Genomic DNA, 17,124 nt, shown 5'->3' on the forward strand with positions numbered 1-17,124 from the left:
GGACGGTGATGAGCACCGCGACGGCCGTCCGGCGCTACCGTGACGAGCGGGTGCCGGATGCGGTCCTGGAGAAGTGTCTGGTTGCGGCATCCTGGGCGCCATCGGGTGGTAACGGGCAGCCATGGCGATTCGTGGTGCTCAATACTCCTGAACTCCGCAACATGGTCTCGGCCGCGGCGCGGCGTACGTGGGAGGTGATGAAGGACTTCTACAAGCTGCCGACGGTCAGCGATGCCGCCGATGATCCGAAATCCCGCACCTTGCGGACGATGGCCGAACACATGCGGATCGGCGGTGCAGCTCCTGTGCTGGTGCTGTTCTGCGTGCAACCGCAACGGGGAACGACAGAGCTGCAACAGGGCGGGTCGATCTTCCCTGCCGTGCAGAACTTCCTGCTGGCCGCGCGTGCTCAGGGACTGGGAGCCGCCATCACGCTGTGGCAGGACGCCTGTGACGCCGAATTGCGTTCTTTCATCGGTATTCCCGACGACTGGAAAATCGCAACGCTGCTGACGGCGGGATGGCCCGTAGGTCGGCATCACCCCGTCCGTCGCCGGCCGTTGTCGGAAGTCGCGAGGTGTGACCGCTGGGACCGGCCCTGGCAGGTCTGAGTGGCATGATGCCGTGCGCGCGTTCCTGAGAGGGATGCTCTACCAGATATGAATATTGTTATTCTCTGTTCAGAGATGATGTGTTTGCATACGATGAACGCTGCCTTGTCCTTCACTGCAGTCATACCGTGACCAGAGCGCCTGAATAGCCGGAAAAGAGCCCAGTGACACGACATTTCGGACCAGGACCGATACACCGATCGGAAACCGACAGCCAGGCGAGTCCGGTGGCCGGCAGGGCCGGGCGCAGTTTCGGGGTAAGCGGGATCATTCGTCCCCTGGCCGGCATGATGATGGTTCTCGTGGTGGGCGCGGTCGTGGCGCTGAGTGCCGCGCTGTTCCGAGGGGGCTTCGACGACACTGTGCCGATCACTGTTGTCTCTGACCGCGCCGGTCTGGTCATGAACCCAGACGCCAAGGTCAAGATGCGTGACATCCAGATCGGCAAGGTGTCCTCGATCGAACAACGCGCAGATGGCAGGGCGCTCTTGCGTTTGGCCATCGATCCGGCAGCCGTGTCGATGATTCCGGCGAACGTGCGCGTCGACCTGGCCTCTTCGACGGTGTTCGGCGCGAAGTTTGTTTCGCTGAATGCGCCGCCGAATCCGTCCCAGGAAACTGTGCGCGCAGGCCAGGTGATCGAAGGTGACCATGTCACCGTCGAGATCGACACGGTGTTCGAGCAATTGACGTCGGTGCTGTCGACGATCAAACCTGAGCAACTGAACGAGACCGTGAGCGCCCTTTCGGCCAGCCTCAACGGCCGGGGACAGACCCTTGGCGAAATGATCGCCGACGCCAACGCCGGACTGGCCCAGATCCGTCCAAGCCTGCTCAACCTCAGCCACGACATCGCCGTTGCGCCTGAGGTGTTCACCACGTATGCGGACGCAGTGCCGGACCTGCTTGCCACGATGGGCAACGCGAGCCAGATCAGCAAGACCATCGTGGACCAGCGCGACGGATTGGACTCGTTGCTCACCAGCGTCATCGGGCTCGCCGACATCGGAAACGACGTCATCGGCACCAATCGACACCCGCTCACCGACGTCCTTCGGTTGCTTTCACCGATCACCGGTCTGACCAACACCTACAACCAGGCGCTCTACTGCGCGCTTGCCGGGGCAGTCAACATGTCCAAAGTGCCGCCGCTGCGGGTGCCTGGCGCCGAGGTCACCGCGGGGCTGTTGTGGGGGGCGGATCCCTACCGATATCCCTCGGATCTGCCGAAGGTGGCAGCTACAGGTGGCCCACGGTGCGTAGGCCTGCCGCAGGTGCCATTCGAGACGCGCCCGCCCTACGTCGTTGCCGACGTCGGGACGAACCCCTGGGAGTACGGGAACCCGGGCAACGAATTGAATACTGCGGCGCTCAAGCAATGGCTGCTCGGATCAGGCGTCGACGGTCCTCCCCGAAACTCGGCGCAGATCGGAATGCCGGGATGAGCCACGGAAGATTCACCCTGTTGAAATTCGGCACCTTCGCCGCTGTCATGGTGGTTTTGACGGCTGGGCTCATTGCCGTTTTCGCCGATTACCGTGGTGGCGCGGGTCATCGTTACTCTGCCGTGTTCACCAATGTCTCGGACCTCAAGGCCGGGGACTCCGTGCGGGTGGCCGGAGTCCGCGTCGGAACGGTGGAGGCAGTCACGCTTCGACCGGACAAGGCCGTCGTCGTCGACTTCGGCGCCGATACCGCGGTGGCGCTGACGACCGGGACGCGAGCGTCCGTCCGCTACCTGAACCTGGTCGGGGACCGCTACCTCGACCTCTCTGAAGGACCGGGCTCGACGCACATCATGGCTTCGGGCTCGCAGATTCCGGTCGAGCGCACCTCTCCCGCACTTGACCTCGACGTACTACTCAACGGTCTGAAACCGGTCATGCGGGGACTCGATCCCCAGGATGTAAACGCCCTCACCGCCACACTGATCGAAATCATGCAGGGCCAGGGCGAAAACCTACACTCGTTGACAGCGCGCACGGCTTCCTTCACTCGTACGCTGGCCGACAACGGTCAGGTCATCGAGAGCCTCATCGACAATCTCAACGATGCGATCGGAACCGTCAGCCAGAGTGGCCGAGAGTTCGGCGTTGCCCTCGACCGGCTTCGACAACTTGTTGGCGACCTCGCGGCAGACCGCGACTCCATCGGTGTGGCCATCGAATCGCTGAGCAACGGCACTGCGTCCGTGGCGAGTCTGCTCGGCGATGTTCGCCCGCCGCTGACCGCCACGGTCGATCAGCTCAACAGGTTGGCGCCGGCATTGGACTCTGACAAAGAACTGATCGACAGTGCATTGCAGAAGGCTCCCGAAAACTATCGCAAGCTTGCCCGAATCGGCTCCTACGGCAGCTTTTTCAACTACTACCTGTGTGGAGTGACCTGGCGGGTCAGCGATCTGCAGGGCCGCACCGCAGTGTTCCCCTGGATCAAGCAGGAGACCGGAAGGTGCGCGGAGAACCCATGAACAAATACCGCGGAAAGGAAGTCATCCGGGCTGGATTCATCGGTGTTGCCCTCATAGTCCTCATCGTCGCCGTGGGACTTCAGCCCGAGCGACTGATCAACTGGGCGTCTTCCATCAGGTATCAGGCGGCGTTCGCCGAAGCCGGGGGTCTCGAACCTGGCAATCCCGTCAAGATTTCCGGAGTCAAGATCGGCGCCGTGACCGAGATCGAGCTCGACCATGGTGATGCGCTGGTCACGTTCGCAGTCGATCACAACGTCCGACTCGGTTCCCAGACGACGGCCCACATCGGTACCGGAACCTTGCTGGGTGAGCGCATGCTCACGCTTGAGTCGACGGGGTCGGGAACGATGGCCCCCCTCGACCGGATCCCGATGACACGTACCGCTTCTCCGTACTCGCTCACCGACGTCGTCGGCGACCTCACCACCAACGTTGCGCATACCGATACCGACTCCTTGAACCAGGCCCTGGACGTGCTGTCGAGCACGATTGACCAAATTGCCCCGGAACTGGCCCCGACCTTCGATGGGCTCACCCGGCTGTCGAAGACGCTCAGCGGCCGGAACGAGAAGGTCTCCGAGCTCTTGCGGAACACCTCGGAGGTGACCGAGATCCTTGCTCAGCGCAGCGATGCGGTGAACACACTGATCCTCGACGCCAACAATCTCACCGGCGAGCTGGTCCAGCGCCGGCAGGCGATCGTCAACCTCATCGCCGACACTTCCGCACTGGCCCAACACATTACGACCCTGATCAACGAGAACCAGGCCGAATTGAAGCCGACCTTGGACAAGCTCAACTCGGTGACGGCCGTCCTGGAAAAGAACCGTGACAACCTGGCCAAGGCGATCCCTGGGCTGGCGAAGTACGAGAGTAGTTTGAGCGAGTTGGTCGCGAACGGTCCCTACTACGTGGCTTACATCCCCAATCTCACCCAGGGCTCACTGCTACAGCCATTTCTCGACTACGCTTTCGGGTTCCGTCGAGGAACCGATGCCGGTCAACCACCGGACAATGCCGGGCCGCGCGCCGAAATTCCATTTCCGCGCAATGGTATTCCACAACCCCAGGAGCAGTGGGGCCGGTGACCAGACGCAGAACTGCCCGACTCACCACGCTGTTGCTGGTGGGATTGCTGATCGCCGGTGTGGCGTGCATAGTCCACATGCGCTACTTCTCGCCGCGAACGTTGACGGCGATCTTTACCACAGCGACCGCTGTGTACCCGGGAGACCAGGTGAAGGTCTCGGGTGTTCGGGTCGGCACGATCAAGTCGATCGAAGCGGCTGGAACCTCGGTGCGTATGACGATGACCGTGGATCGCGACGTGCCGATACCGGCAGACGCGCGTGCTGTCATCGTGGCTCAAAACCTGATTTCCGCGCGATACGTTCAGCTCACGCCGCCCTACCGGTGGAGTGGCCCCAGGATGCCCGACGGCGCCGAGATTCCGCTGGAACGTACTGCTGTGCCCGTTGAATGGGATGAAGTCAAAGACCAACTCAACAGACTCGCAGTCGAATTGGGGCCCCAGAACGGGGTGTCCGGCACGGCGACGGCACGGGTGATCGACAGCGCCGCAAATGCCATGGCGGGCAATGGGCCGAAGCTTCGTGAAACGTTGGCCCAACTGTCCAACGCCGGAAGGATCCTGGCCGACGGAAGTGGCGACATCGTCGGGACCATCCAGAACCTGCAGAGGTTCATCACGACGCTGAAGGCCAGCTCGACACAGATCGTGGAATTTCAGGATCGGCTCGCCAGCCTGACCAGTGTTCTCGACGGCAGCAAGTCCGACATCGATGCGATGTTGACCAATGTCTCCGAAGTCGTCAGCGAGGTCCAGCGGTTCGTGCGGGACACCCGCGAACCAGCTGCAGAGCAGGTGAGAGGGTTGGCCAGCGTCACGCAGAACGTCGTGGATCATCAGCGCGACCTGAAACAGATCCTGCATGTTGCGCCGACTGCCATCGCGAACACGTTGAACATGTTCGATCCCCGTGATGGCGGTGCGACGGGGATCTTCACGTTTGTCAATTTCAGCAACCCGGTCGAATTCCTTTGTGGCGCAATAGGTGCGATCGAGAACACCACTGCGCCCGAAACCGCGAAGCTCTGCAATCAGCACCTCGGTCCCGCGTTGAAACAGATGAACTTCAACTACTTGCCGTTCCCGGTCAATCCGGTCCTGACATCGGTCCCGCCCCCTGAGGATCTGCTGTACACCGAACCAGGACTCGCACCGGGCGGTTCCGGGCCGAAGCCCGAGGCGCCGGAGCCGCCGCCGGCGGTCTCTGCCTACACCGGCGTAGGGGACGTGCCCCCGCCACCTGGCTACGGGCCACCGCCGGGCCAGTCAGATCTCAGCGGGATGCTGATGCCGGCGTCTCCGCCCGCACTGCCGGTGCCGCCGCCTTCGGAGCCGCCAAGAGCTGCAGAGAGAGGAGCGCCGTCACCGTGAACCTCCTCGGACCGCTGCGCCGCTGTGCGGTGCTGTGCTCCTGCGCGCTCGTCACGGCCGGTTGCAGCTTCGGTGGGTTGAACTCGCTTCCCTTGCCAGGCGCTGATGGCCGCGGCTCTGATGCCATCACGTACCACATCGAAGTGTCCAACGTCAGCACGCTGGAACCCAACTCGCCGGTGCTGCTCGATGACGTCACGGTCGGAAGTGTGCGCAGTCTGCGTGTCGCGGGATGGCATGCCGACGTAGAAATCTCCGTACGGCCCGACGTTATCGTCCCAGGCAACGTCAAAGCGTCGGTCGGACAGACCAGCCTCCTCGGCTCGATGCACCTGTCCCTCGATGTACCCGCGGGCCAGGTGCCGCAGGCGCGCCTGGCTCCCAACTCCACCCTGTCGCTGAACGAATCCACCGCGTATCCCACCACCGAGCGGACACTGACGACGCTGTCGGCAGTGGTGAACTCGGGCGGACTCGGACAGATCGGCGACATCATTCACAACTTCGATGTCGCGCTTACTCCGCACCGATCGGACGCTCGGGAGCTGCTCACCAACCTCAATGAGGTAATTGGTGTGTTCGACACTCAGCAGGGCGACATCGTCGCGTCGATCCAAGCGTTGAACCGGTTGGCCGGCGAGCTGGCTGATCAGCGGGGCGTCATCACCCGCACACTGAAGGACGTACCTCCGGCTCTGGATGTGCTGATCGCCGAACGTCCTCGCATAACAACAGCATTGGACAAGATGCGAGTCTTCAGCGACACAACCCGTGGATTGATCGACGACAGCCGAAACGATTTGGTCACCACATTGCACAACCTCGAGCCGACAGTTCGGGCGCTGGCTGACGTCGGGCCCGAAATCGACACCGCACTGGCCTTCTTGCCGGTCATGCCCTTCGGACAAAACGTGATCGATCGCGGTATCAAAGGTGATTACATGAACTTGTTCGCGGTGTTCGATCTCACCGTCCCCCGGTTGAAGCGCGGGCTGCTCACCGGAACCCGTTGGGGAGACGAACATATCCACTTGGTGCCGGCTCCCGGAGACCCCGGCTACGACGCCTACTACGCCAACAGCCCGCTCACCGCACCCCTGCAATCTCCACCGGCTCCACTGCCACCTGCACCCGCACCGCCGAGCGGGGGCGGCTGATGCTGACCCGCTTCATCCGGATCCAGTTACTGATTTTTGTGATTGCCTCTGTCGTCGGAATGGTCACCATGGCTGTCGTTTACATTCAGGCACCCACCCTGCTCGGCCTCGGTCGCCTCGTCGTCCGGCTCGAACTTCCCGCCGGTGGTGGGATTTACCAGATGTCCAACGTGACCTATCGGGGCGTCCAGGTAGGCAAGGTCACCGACGTCACCCTCACTCCTGAAGGTGCTGAGGCGACGATGTCGCTCGCCTCCTCACCGCGCATACCCGCAGATCTTGTCGCCGAAGTGCGCAGTGTCAGTGCCGTCGGTGAGCAATACGTTGATCTTCGCCCCCGCACTTCGGCACCTCCCTACCTGGAGACGGGTTCGGTCATCACACGTAAAGACGCGAGCATCCCCCAACCTGTCGGTCCGATGCTCGACAACGTCAGCGCACTCCTTGGCAGCATTCCGAAGGACCAGCTGTCCGATCTTCTCGACGAGTCGTCCAAGGGGCTCGACGACGCGGGGTTCGACCTTGGGTCGCTCATCGACTCGTCGGCAACCGTGGCGCGGGATTTCCATACGGTCTCTGGGCAGACGCAGACCCTGATCGATGACTCGGGACCGCTTCTGGACGGCCAGGTGCAGTCGGCCGACGCAACCCGAACATGGGCCCGGAGCCTGGCCGGCGTCACCGACCGCCTGGTCGCCGGCGACCCCCAGATCCGGACGATATTGCAGCGGGGGCCGGGCGCTCTGCAGGAGGTGTCGCGCCTGCTGAACAGCGTGAAGCCGACGTTGCCAGTGCTGCTGGCCAATCTGACGAGTCTCGGGCAGGTGGGTGTCACGTATCTGCCTTCCCTAGAGCAACTTCTGGTATTGATCCCGCCGTATTTCGCGGACCTGCAAGCAATTGCGCCGAACAACAATGCCACCGGCCTACCGCTGGCGAACTTCAGGATCGAGATAAGCGATCCCCCCGCGTGTACGGTCGGGTACCTCCCGCCCTCGCAATGGCGTTCGCCGGCTGACACCACGACCATTGACACGCCCGACGGTCTGTATTGCAAACTGCCGCAGGATTCCCCGATCCTGGTACGCGGAGCCCGCAACCTACCGTGTATGGGTAAGCCAGGGAAGCGGGCACCGACAGTCGAGATCTGTGAGAGCGACAAGCCTTACATGCCGTTGGCAATGCGCCAGCACGCCCTCGGTCCCAGTCCCGTCGATCCCAATCTTCTGGCGCAGGGAGTGGCCCCCGATGATCGAGTGACCTACGACGATCACACCCACGCACCTCTCGACGGCACGCCGTTGCCACCCGGCGTCGATTCCTCCGCGCCGGCGCCCGCTGACGGTCCGCCTGCACCGGAGCTTTTGCCGGGAGATGCTCCCCAGTCCGGGACACCCGTGGCGCCGTCCGGGTATTCCAAATCCTCGCCAAGTCCATCGGTTTCGGTGGCCACCTACGATCCACGCACCGGCCGGTTCATGGCATCTGACGGATCGACCCATGTTCAGGCCAACATGGTCGTACGACCGTCGCAAGAGACGTCTCAAGACAAGTGGAAGGACCTGATCCTCGATCCCGCGGTGGGCGTTTCATGACCGGAAACTGGTCCGTCATACGGCACGCCGCGGCGGCCGCGGCGGTGATTACGGCGGTGGGGTCGGTGCCCATCGCGCAGGCGACGTTCGAGGACATCGCGATCAATGCGACGATGCGTGCGGTATCCGATGGGCAGTGGGCCAAGACCAACGAGATATTCCACGACGAGCCATCGGTATCGAGCACGTGGACCATCACTTCGACATGCAGCGGTGCCTACGACTGCGTCGGGCAGGTCACCAGCGACCACGGTTGGACTGCGCAGGCGCGTTACGTCAGCAAGTTGTGGTTCGTCACACGCACCGTCCCGGACTGGGTGCGCTGTGACGATGGCAGCACCGCTCCGGGCAAGCAGATCTTCAAGTTCTACCGGGATACCAACGATCAGCGGACGTTCAGGGGCTGGGACTCGACAGTCGGGCCCAGCGGCGCCTGTGGAATCAATCTGCCCTTGGCCATCGAGATGCCATTCACGCTGAGCCCGGTGTAGTGCGATGGCTATCGGTGAGTGAGAGGCCACAACTACCCGCATTCCGCTGGTCGGATCGGCGACCCGGAGCACGATATCGGCTCGGCCGTCGCCTTCCTGGTCGGCACTCAGGCGCGCTACGTCACCGGTCGGGGTGCTCGGCGCGGCGATTCAGTCTCTCGCGTGTTCGCGTGCTTGGGTGGCAATGCCAGTGGCGACTGCTTCGAGAAGCCTCTCGATGTGCTTCGCATCGCTCTTGGACCGATCGCCGGAGGCATACCGTGTGAACAATCCCGCGATAAATGTGATGACCGCGTCGCCCTGTGCGTTGCGTACGTCCTCATCGACCGGGCCGAAGTTGACTCCCGCTATGGCGTCGTGCGTCATCGCCACAATCCGGGACACGAACAAATCGAAGGTTTCGGCTAGTACGGGATCCCTCGCCGCAGCCAGCAGCAGTTCTTGACGCGCTATGTTGAGCAGCAGCCCGTCGCCTCTGGACTGCATGACGATCAGCTCCGCCAATCGACCGAAGGGAGAATCGGTCTTGGTCGCGGTATCAGTGACCGAACGCAGATTCTCGCGGTCTATGGCCGCGACTCGTTCGCCGACGCCGCGCACTAGTGCAGCCCGGGTCCGGTAGTAGTAGGACGTCGTGCCGTCGGGAACGTTAGCGGCGCGGTCCACTTGTTGGTGGGTGAGCCCGCGAGAACCCTGCTCGGCAAGTACGCGAATCCCGGCATCGCACAGTTCGCGTCTGCGCTCGTCGCCGTCGCGTTTTCGTGGTGTGGCAATGCGCCCGAGTGTACCGGTCAACGCAGGACCGTCCCCCCGTCCACGTTGATGACCTGGCCGTTGATCCAGGCGCCCTCGTCAGATAGCAGGAAGGCGACGACGCCTGCGATGTCGGTGGGTCGGCCGACCCGCGGACCGCGGATTCGCTTGAGCGCCGACTTTTCGAGGTTCGGCCACTGCGGCACCGAACGTATCGCCTCCGTGGCGGTGAAGCCCGGGGCCACGGCGTTGCAGCGGATCCCCTCTTTACCCCAGCGCGTCGCCACGTGCCGCGTAAGCGCGCCAACGCCCGCCTTCGACGCGGCATACGCCGGCCGGGCGGGCTCACCTTGAAAGGCCGCGGCCGACGACATATTCACGATTGCGCCGCCACCGCGTTCGAGGATGTGTGGGATGGAGTGCTTCATCGCCGCGACGTAACCGCGCAGCGTCACAGCCATGACGCGGTCCCATAAGTCGAAATCGATTTCCACGACGTCGGAATCACCTTGTAGGGAACTCATGTCGGCGCCAACTGTGAAAAGCGCGTCCAATCCGCCGTAACTCTTCACCGTCTCGGCGACGAGATGGGCGACCGACGCGGGGTCAGCCAGATCGAAGGCGACGGCCGTGGCTGTGCCGCCCTCTTCGACGATCGTGCGCGCCGTCTCCTGAGCCGCCTCGGCGGCAATGTCGCCCACCACGACACGGCACCCGTCCGCTGCGAGTCGCGCGGCAGTCGTGGCACCGATGCCCGTGGCGCCGCCGGCGACGAGAACGACCTTGCCGGCCAGACCTTGCAGGCTCATTACGGCTCCTTTGAAATCAAGGCTTTCCCTCGCACGACAATACCTCTATAGTCACAGAGGTATAGCTCTAGAGGTATAGAGGAGTCGACATCGAGGGGTACTTCGCCACCTTCGACTCCGGATTACATGGGACTGCCTGACATGCCTAAAACCGAGTCGAACACAACCGGCCGCAGACGAGTTCTGGTTACCGGCGCGGCCACCGGCATCGGCGCAGCGATCGTCGACGTCTTCGTGGATTCCGGCGCCGACGTCGTCGCCACCTTCCATGAGGCGCCGTCGCCGGAACGCTCCCAAGCCACCTGGCTTCACTGCGACGTCACGAGCGTCACCAGCGTCAACGAGACGGTGGACGCAGCCGCGGCGGCCATGGGGGGCTTAGACGCCGTCATCCATGCTGCCGGACTCTGGCTACCGGGCATCGCGGGAGCGATCACCGATGCCGACATCGATCGGCTCGTATCGATCAATCTGCGGGGCACCATTCACGTCAATCAAGCCGCCCACCGAGTCATGCAGGGCTCGGGAGGCCGGATCATCAACTTCGGCTCCGCAGAAGCGGTGATGGGCAGCCCCATTTCGGCGGTCTACGCGGCCACGAAGGGAGCGGTACACGCATGGACGCGTTCCGCCGCCAAAGCGTGGGCCAGTGGAGGCATCACCGTGAACGCGATCGCGCCGGCGATGCAAACGCCCGGAGCCGACCGCCTGCGTACTTTTCTCGGCCCCGAAGGTGCGGCGTTCATGGACGAGAACCTGAAGCTGGCCATCCCGTTGCGCGGAGCCCTAGGCGAGCCGGCCGAGGACCTCGGTCCGTTCCTGGTCTTTCTAGCCGGCGAGGGGTCTGGATTCATCACCGGCCAACTGCTCGCCGTCGATGGCGGCCTCGTCATGCTGGGCGCTTGAGACACCACACCGATCGGAGTACACAATGGACCGGCTGGGCATCGAATTCCTGAGCATCTTCGGCATGCCACCGATTGAATTCATCTCTCTCACAGCGGAATTGGGTTGCTACTACATCTCGACGGCGCTCTACGGGGTGCCGCTGCCCGAATTGGGTTACCCGGCGTATTCGCTCAAGGATGACAAGCGTCTGCGGCGCGAAATGGTTGCCGCCCTTGCCGATACCGGTGTGAAGATCTCGTTGGGTGAGGGATTGCTGATACTGCCCGAACGTGACTCCGCCATTCTGGCAGACGATCTCGACGTGATGGCCGAACTCGGTGCCGAGAAGGTCAATGTCGTGAGCTTCGAGCCCGATCTACGCCGAAGCTGTGACGAGTTCGCTGCGATCACCGAGATGGCTTCGCAGCGTGGACTGAGTACGGTCACGGAAGTCGTGCCGGGTTTCACTGTGGGAGACCTCAACGCGGGTATGACGGTGGTTGAGTACGTCGACCGGCCCGAATTCCGCCTCCTGATCGACACCATGCACATCGCCCGGTTGGGCACGCGGCCCGCCGACCTCGCAGCACTCCCCGGGGACAGCATCGGGTACATCCAGCTGTCCGACACCACGTTGGTCAGCCGATTCGACGACTACAACTTCGAGGCCATGAACGAGCGCCTGGTTCCCGGTACCGGTGAGGTGCCCCTGAGGGAGTACCTGGCTGAGCTCCCCAAGGACGTCGTCGTCGGCCTCGAAATGCCGCAACGCGAAGCGGCCCTGGCCGGTGCCGGGGCAGCCGAACGACTGCGACCCGGCGTCGAAGCAGCGCGGGAACTACTCGCATCCATCTGATGGCCGTCCCACATTGTGCACGAAGAAAGGCGACGAATATGAAAGAAGGACAACGGGAATGAGGGCAGACGATCTGTACCACTGCGGACTCGTCGTCGAAGACTTCGACGACGAGATGGCGTTTCTCACCGACGTAGTCGGTCACCGGTGGACTGACACTATCGAGGTGGAGCAGGCGGTCGAAATCGACGGCAGGGTCGAGACCGTACCCCTGCGGCTGGCGTTCTCGCTGAACGAACCACGCCTGGAACTCGTCCAGGCCGTTCCCAACACCCTGTGGACCCCGTCGACCTCGGGCCTACACCACCTCGGATATTGGTCCGACGACATCGATGACGACATCGCGACGCTGCGAGGAAGTCACTTTATTGTCGAGGCACGGGGTCTGACCCCCGAAGGCGACACACTCTGGGCGTACTGCAAAGGCCCGATCGGTCCACGTATTGAACTCGTCAACCGCGTGATGCAGCCCGTCATGGAGAGCTTCTTCGGCTTGAGGGAAACCCACCCCGCACGGGTGGACGGCGATCGGCCGCTGTCATGAAGCAGGCGACAGTCATTGCCGTCGGCGAGACGGGGTTAGTCGAGGTTCCGAAGCCGCAAACCGGGCTGAACGACGTCCTGGTGCGCATGCGTGCTTGCGGTGTATGCGGGTCCGACGGAATCTACATATCCATGGGCGGGGTCCCACCCATGGAGGGTCGCATGCCTTTGGGCCACGAACCCGCGGGTGAGGTCGTCGAGGTGGGCGCGGAAGTCGTAGGTATCCAGGTCGGGGATCACGTCGTGGTCAACCCGATGAGCGCGCCGAGCGGCATTATCGGAAATGGCGGCACCACAGGGGCGTTGGCGCCGTATCTACTCATCGAGAACGCCGTACGTGGACGCAGCCTCGAGGTGATACCCGAGCACGTACCGTGGGAGGTCGCAGCGCTCAACGAGCCCATGGCCGTCGCCCTACACGGCGCCAATCGCTGCAACCCTCGAACCGGTGACAAGGTCGTCGTCTTCGGTGCCGGACCGGTGGGCCTCGGTGCGATTCTGGCGTTCAAATCACTTGGCGTGGGCCATGTGGTCGCGGTCGACCCAATCTCTGGCCGTCGCGAAAAGGCGCTGCAGGTTGGCGCCGACGCCGTGATTGACCCCTCCGAGGAGGACCTTGCGACGCGGCTCCTGGAACTGCACGGCGAGGGCGAGTCAATGTTCGGCGGTCGAGTCGGGACCGATGTCTACCTCGACGCAGCGGGCGCGAAATCCGTCGTCGACTCCGTCCTGGCGGTGGCGAAGCGGGGTGCGCGATTGACGGTCGTGGGTGTCCACAAGGAACCCGTGCCGGTGGAATTGCTCAACGTGATGGGCAATGAAATCGAGATCGTCGGATCCTGTGGCTACCCTGACGAAATCTTTGAAGTGACAAATGATCTCGTTGCCAACTGGCAGAAGTACGCCGTCATCGTCAGCCACCAGATTCCGTTCGATGATGTCGAGGCGGCGTTGCGGTTGGCGTCCACCGCCGGCGCCGCGGACAAGGTCGTCGTGACGTTCCCCTGACGTTGCGCGACCATCTTGGGCAGTCCGTCGGAGCAAACCAATAGTCCGTCGTTCCGCTCAAGGCGCTGAGTTGCATCGAGGGCCGACCGGTTGATGGCCATTGTCGTTCAAATGCAAAAACTGTGAAGACGAAGAGGAGATCACATGGTGGGCATCCATCGCGAAAGGCCCGGCGTTGATGCCCTTGCCGTGGCCACTGACAATCCCGCCACGGCTCTGGGCGACGACGTGTGGATGTCTCCGGGCATCTCGAACTCGTATGCCCTCGGCACCGATGACGGTCGCGTCATCATCAACGGCGGCGCCTTTTTCGAGGGTGAACGCCACAAGAAGGCGTTCGCCGAAGTGTCGGGCCCGACACGCGCGATCGTGGTCACGCAGGGTCACGCGGACCACTGGGGCGGAGTCAAGGCGCTTCTCGAGCCTGGCACCGATCTGGTGATGCACTCCAATTACCGGTACTGGCGCGACGACAACACGCGACTCATGGGCTACCGCGGCGCCAAGGCATCCTTCGCCTTCCCGCAGTTCCTGTCCGCAACGCTCGAATACTTCGATACAACTGACCCGGCGACGATCGACATGTCGTTCCCCGAGCCGACGACCACGTTCGACCGGCGTCATCAGATCACCATCGGTGGCCGCCGCATCGAATTGGCTTGGACACCGGGCGGTGAGACCACCGACGCGCTGGTGGTCTGGCTACCAGACGAGCGGATCGTGTTCACCGGCAACCTGTTCGGTCCACTGTTTGGGCATGTACCGAATCTGATGACGATCCGTGGCGACCGCTATCGCGACCCTGCCCTTTACATCGAGTCGCTCAACACCGTGCTCGAGTTCGCTCCGGAGCGATTGATCACGGGCCATTTCGATCCCATCGAGGGGGCTGACCGGATCGCCGAGGAGGTCACGGCCATGCGAGACGCCATGCAGTCGGTTCACGACCGCACCGTCGAACTCATGGCCGGCGGCGCCAACGTGTACGAGGCGATGAGAACGGTCGCTGTGCCGGCCGATCTGGACGTCGGCGAAGGCTACGGCAGAACGCCGTGGAACGTCCGCGCCATCTGGGAGATGTACGCCGGTTGGTTCCAACACCGCTCCACCACCGAACTGTTCGCAATTGCGCCGGCAGCCGTGGCCGAGGATGTCGTGCGCATTGCCGGTGCGCAACCACTGGTCGATGCGGCCCGTGAGCACGTCGACGACGGTCGACCGTTGCGAGCGCTGCAGCTCACCGACCTCGTGCTGGAAATCGAGCCTGGCCACGCGGATGCGCGAGCCGTGGCGGTAGACGCCCACCACGCCTTGCTCGCGAGCACCGAGAACTTCTGGGAACGAGCCTGGATCACCAAAACGATTGACGAATTGAGGGCAAGCGAATGAACTCGGTCAAGTTCGACTTCTCCGGGGCCACCGTCCTGGTGACCGGAGGCACCAGCGGAATCGGCTACGCCATCGCGTCCGACTTCGCCGGCGCGGGCGCGAAGGTCACCGTCACGGGAACTCGAGCCAATGCGTCGGACTATCCGGACGTCGATCTCACGGACCTGACCTTCGTCCAATGCCAGCAATCCGATACCGATTCGATTGACGCCCTTGCCGAATCGCTCGCAGACCTCGACATCTTGGTCAACAACGGAGGCGCACCATACGCCGCCCAGAAGGACGAATGGGACCCCGAAGGATATGCGGGTTCGGTGGCGGTCAACATGTTTGCGCATATGCGGTTGACCATGGCATGTCACGAACGGCTCCGGGCCAGCACCTTGGCGGGCGGCAGCAGCGTTGTCTCGATCGTTTCAATGTCTGCCTTCGTCTCCGCCGTGGCGGTGCCTGCATACAGCTCGTCGAAGGCCGGCATGGTGGCCTTCACCAAGAACCTAGCCCGACGCTGGGTCGACGACGGCATCCGCGTCAACGCTGTAGCGCCGGGACTCATCAAAACGAGAATGACCGCACCGGTTCTCGACTTCCCCGAAGCGCTCGAGCCTGAAATGCGGCACACCCCGATGAACCGGATGGGCCTCGCTGAGGAAATCTCGCCGGCTGTGCTCTTCCTGTGCAGCGACGCTGCGTCCTATATCACCGGAACCACTGTCGCCGTCGACGGCGGCTACCTGACGGTCTAGGAGCGCCCTTCAATGAGCCAATTCGACGCCGTGACAACGTCCGACGACGTGCTGCGTCTTGCCATAGAGGCCACGGGCGTTCCGCAACCACAGTCCGAGTCGTGGCGCCCAGGCCTGGATATCATGCTCGATGAACTCGCTTCGTCGTCTGCGTTCAGCGCACACGGTCGGGACTACATCATCGACAACTCCGTCAAAGCGCTCGCGCGTCGCCTCCAGGTAGATGACTACGCCGAGAAACACCCCGAGGTTCTCGACGCATCTGTCGAGCGCCCGATCTTCATACTGGGCATGCCTCGCACGGGTACGACTGTGATCAGTTACCTGCTCGACCAGGATCCGGCTCGGCGTTCGCTACTGCACTGGGAGTGTGTACATCCGATCCCCCCGGCCACCAGTGACACCCTGCGTACCGACCCACGATGCCTAGCGCTGATCGAGGAACAGAACCTGCTGCTCAATGCGCTGCGCAGCGCTCACATGTCCGTCCCGCACTGGGAAGACGCCGACGGTCCGACAGAGTGCATGTTCATCCACAACCAGGATTTCAAGGGCTTGTCGTGGGATGCGTTCATGAAGACGTCGCGGTACGCCGAGTGGTTGTTCGAAAAGGCAGACATGACGACCACCTACGAATATCAGAAGCGATATCTGCAGGTGCTTCAGTCCACCGCCCCCGGAACGTGGAGCTTGAAGATGCCGTCCCACTCCATTCACATCGAGGCACTACTCGAGGTATTTCCCGATGCTCGACTCATCTGGGCGCACCGCGACCCCTATCGCGCAACCGGGTCGTTGGCCAATCTCTGGAAGCTGCCCAAAAGGCTGACACTGCAACCTGACTCGATCGATATTCCAGACATGGGGCGACAGGCTCAGTGGCAGATGAGCTACCACGTCGACAGGCCACTGCGAGCACGTGAGCGCATCGGGGACGACCGCTTCTTCCACATGTACTACTCCGATATGATGCGCGACCCGCTCGACGTCATGCGGCGCATCTACGCCTGGGCGGGTGATCCGCTCACCGAGGAAACCGAGAACCGGATGCGTGCCTGGCTCACGGCTCACCCCCAAGATCACTACGGGACCAACACCTACAGCCTCGAGGAGTACTCGCTGACTGTAGATGTGCTCCAACCCACATTCGCGGAGTACCTCGACACCTTCCCCATCGAACTGGAGGCCAAAGCGTGACGAGTACACCGCAATGGGGCCTGATGTGCGCCCGAGTGTCGACGCGTGTGGTGGTTGAGCTCGCAAACTAATAGTCAGTCGCACCACGCGGTATCGGCGAGAGCGTCAATTATTAAGTGAAGGCGGAAATTTCGAATACATTCCCGC

The 17,124-nt window shown here is 62.7% G+C and carries 17 protein-coding genes; 15 read left to right on the forward strand and 2 right to left on the reverse strand.

Annotated features, from left to right (window positions below; all coding sequences use genetic code 11):
• Positions 1–8 precede the first annotated feature (8 nt).
• From A5740_RS25100 to A5740_RS25135, 8 genes are all read left to right on the forward strand, one after another.
• Positions 9–611, forward strand: coding sequence for a nitroreductase family protein (locus A5740_RS25100; RefSeq protein WP_076198853.1), 603 nt, complete (start codon positions 9–11; stop codon positions 609–611).
• 164 nt (positions 612–775) lie between these two features.
• Positions 776–2,056 (forward strand): MCE family protein, encoded by a 1,281-nt coding sequence (locus A5740_RS25105; protein WP_076198614.1) that lies wholly within the window; start codon positions 776–778, stop codon positions 2,054–2,056.
• Positions 2,053–3,081 (forward strand): MCE family protein, encoded by a 1,029-nt coding sequence (locus tag A5740_RS25110; RefSeq protein WP_076198616.1) that lies wholly within the window; start codon positions 2,053–2,055, stop codon positions 3,079–3,081. Before A5740_RS25105 ends, A5740_RS25110 begins: the two co-directional genes overlap by 4 nt.
• The gene (locus A5740_RS25115) at positions 3,078–4,172 is read left to right on the forward strand and encodes an MCE family protein (protein ID WP_076198618.1); all 1,095 of its coding nucleotides are present in this window, start codon (positions 3,078–3,080) and stop codon (positions 4,170–4,172) included. Before A5740_RS25110 ends, A5740_RS25115 begins: the two co-directional genes overlap by 4 nt.
• Complete coding sequence (locus tag A5740_RS25120) at positions 4,169–5,545, forward strand: MCE family protein (protein WP_076198855.1); 1,377 nt, start codon at positions 4,169–4,171, stop codon at positions 5,543–5,545. The genes A5740_RS25115 and A5740_RS25120 overlap by 4 nt, the downstream gene beginning before the upstream one ends.
• Positions 5,542–6,702 (forward strand): MCE family protein, encoded by a 1,161-nt coding sequence (locus A5740_RS25125; protein ID WP_076198620.1) that lies wholly within the window; start codon positions 5,542–5,544, stop codon positions 6,700–6,702. Before A5740_RS25120 ends, A5740_RS25125 begins: the two co-directional genes overlap by 4 nt.
• Entirely contained in the window at positions 6,702–8,297 is a 1,596-nt protein-coding gene (locus A5740_RS25130) for an MCE family protein (RefSeq protein WP_076198622.1), read from the forward strand. Before A5740_RS25125 ends, A5740_RS25130 begins: the two co-directional genes overlap by 1 nt.
• Positions 8,294–8,788 carry a hypothetical protein gene (locus A5740_RS25135; protein ID WP_076198624.1) on the forward strand — a complete coding sequence of 165 codons (495 nt, stop codon included), beginning with the start codon at positions 8,294–8,296 and terminating at the stop codon, positions 8,786–8,788. The genes A5740_RS25130 and A5740_RS25135 overlap by 4 nt, the downstream gene beginning before the upstream one ends.
• A gap of 150 nt (positions 8,789–8,938) precedes the next feature.
• Here A5740_RS25135 and A5740_RS25140 read toward each other — a convergent pair whose 3' ends face one another.
• Together A5740_RS25140 and A5740_RS25145 are read right to left on the reverse strand one after the other, a co-directional pair.
• Entirely contained in the window at positions 8,939–9,583 is a 645-nt protein-coding gene (locus tag A5740_RS25140) for a TetR/AcrR family transcriptional regulator (RefSeq protein ID WP_371454807.1), read from the reverse strand.
• Positions 9,580–10,350, reverse strand: coding sequence for an SDR family NAD(P)-dependent oxidoreductase (locus A5740_RS25145; RefSeq protein ID WP_076198626.1), 771 nt, complete (start codon positions 10,348–10,350; stop codon positions 9,580–9,582). Before A5740_RS25145 ends, A5740_RS25140 begins: the two co-directional genes overlap by 4 nt.
• A gap of 126 nt (positions 10,351–10,476) precedes the next feature.
• Between A5740_RS25145 and A5740_RS25150 the strand changes: the two genes are divergently transcribed.
• The 7 genes from A5740_RS25150 (at position 10,477) to A5740_RS25180 (ending at position 16,977) form a co-directional block, all read left to right on the forward strand.
• Positions 10,477–11,256 carry an SDR family NAD(P)-dependent oxidoreductase gene (locus tag A5740_RS25150; RefSeq protein ID WP_371454808.1) on the forward strand — a complete coding sequence of 260 codons (780 nt, stop codon included), beginning with the start codon at positions 10,477–10,479 and terminating at the stop codon, positions 11,254–11,256.
• Positions 11,257–11,281: 25 nt separating this feature from the next.
• Positions 11,282–12,094, forward strand: coding sequence for a sugar phosphate isomerase/epimerase (locus tag A5740_RS25155; protein ID WP_076198630.1), 813 nt, complete (start codon positions 11,282–11,284; stop codon positions 12,092–12,094).
• 58 nt (positions 12,095–12,152) lie between these two features.
• Entirely contained in the window at positions 12,153–12,638 is a 486-nt protein-coding gene (locus A5740_RS25160; protein WP_076198632.1) for a VOC family protein, read from the forward strand.
• On the forward strand, positions 12,635–13,645 hold the full coding sequence (locus A5740_RS25165; RefSeq protein WP_076198634.1) for a zinc-binding dehydrogenase: 1,011 nt from the start codon (positions 12,635–12,637) through the stop codon (positions 13,643–13,645). The genes A5740_RS25160 and A5740_RS25165 overlap by 4 nt, the downstream gene beginning before the upstream one ends.
• A 144-nt stretch (positions 13,646–13,789) precedes the next feature.
• A complete protein-coding gene (locus A5740_RS25170; protein ID WP_076198636.1) occupies positions 13,790–15,034 on the forward strand; it encodes an alkyl sulfatase dimerization domain-containing protein in 1,245 nt (414 codons plus the stop codon).
• On the forward strand, positions 15,031–15,780 hold the full coding sequence (locus A5740_RS25175) for an SDR family NAD(P)-dependent oxidoreductase (RefSeq protein WP_076198638.1): 750 nt from the start codon (positions 15,031–15,033) through the stop codon (positions 15,778–15,780). The genes A5740_RS25170 and A5740_RS25175 overlap by 4 nt, the downstream gene beginning before the upstream one ends.
• A 12-nt stretch (positions 15,781–15,792) precedes the next feature.
• Entirely contained in the window at positions 15,793–16,977 is a 1,185-nt protein-coding gene (locus A5740_RS25180; RefSeq protein ID WP_076198640.1) for a sulfotransferase, read from the forward strand.
• Positions 16,978–17,124: the final 147 nt, after the last annotated feature.

Origin of the sequence: Mycobacterium sp. GA-1841 (assembly GCF_001954135.1) — a bacterium.
Classification (GTDB): domain Bacteria; phylum Actinomycetota; class Actinomycetes; order Mycobacteriales; family Mycobacteriaceae; genus Mycobacterium.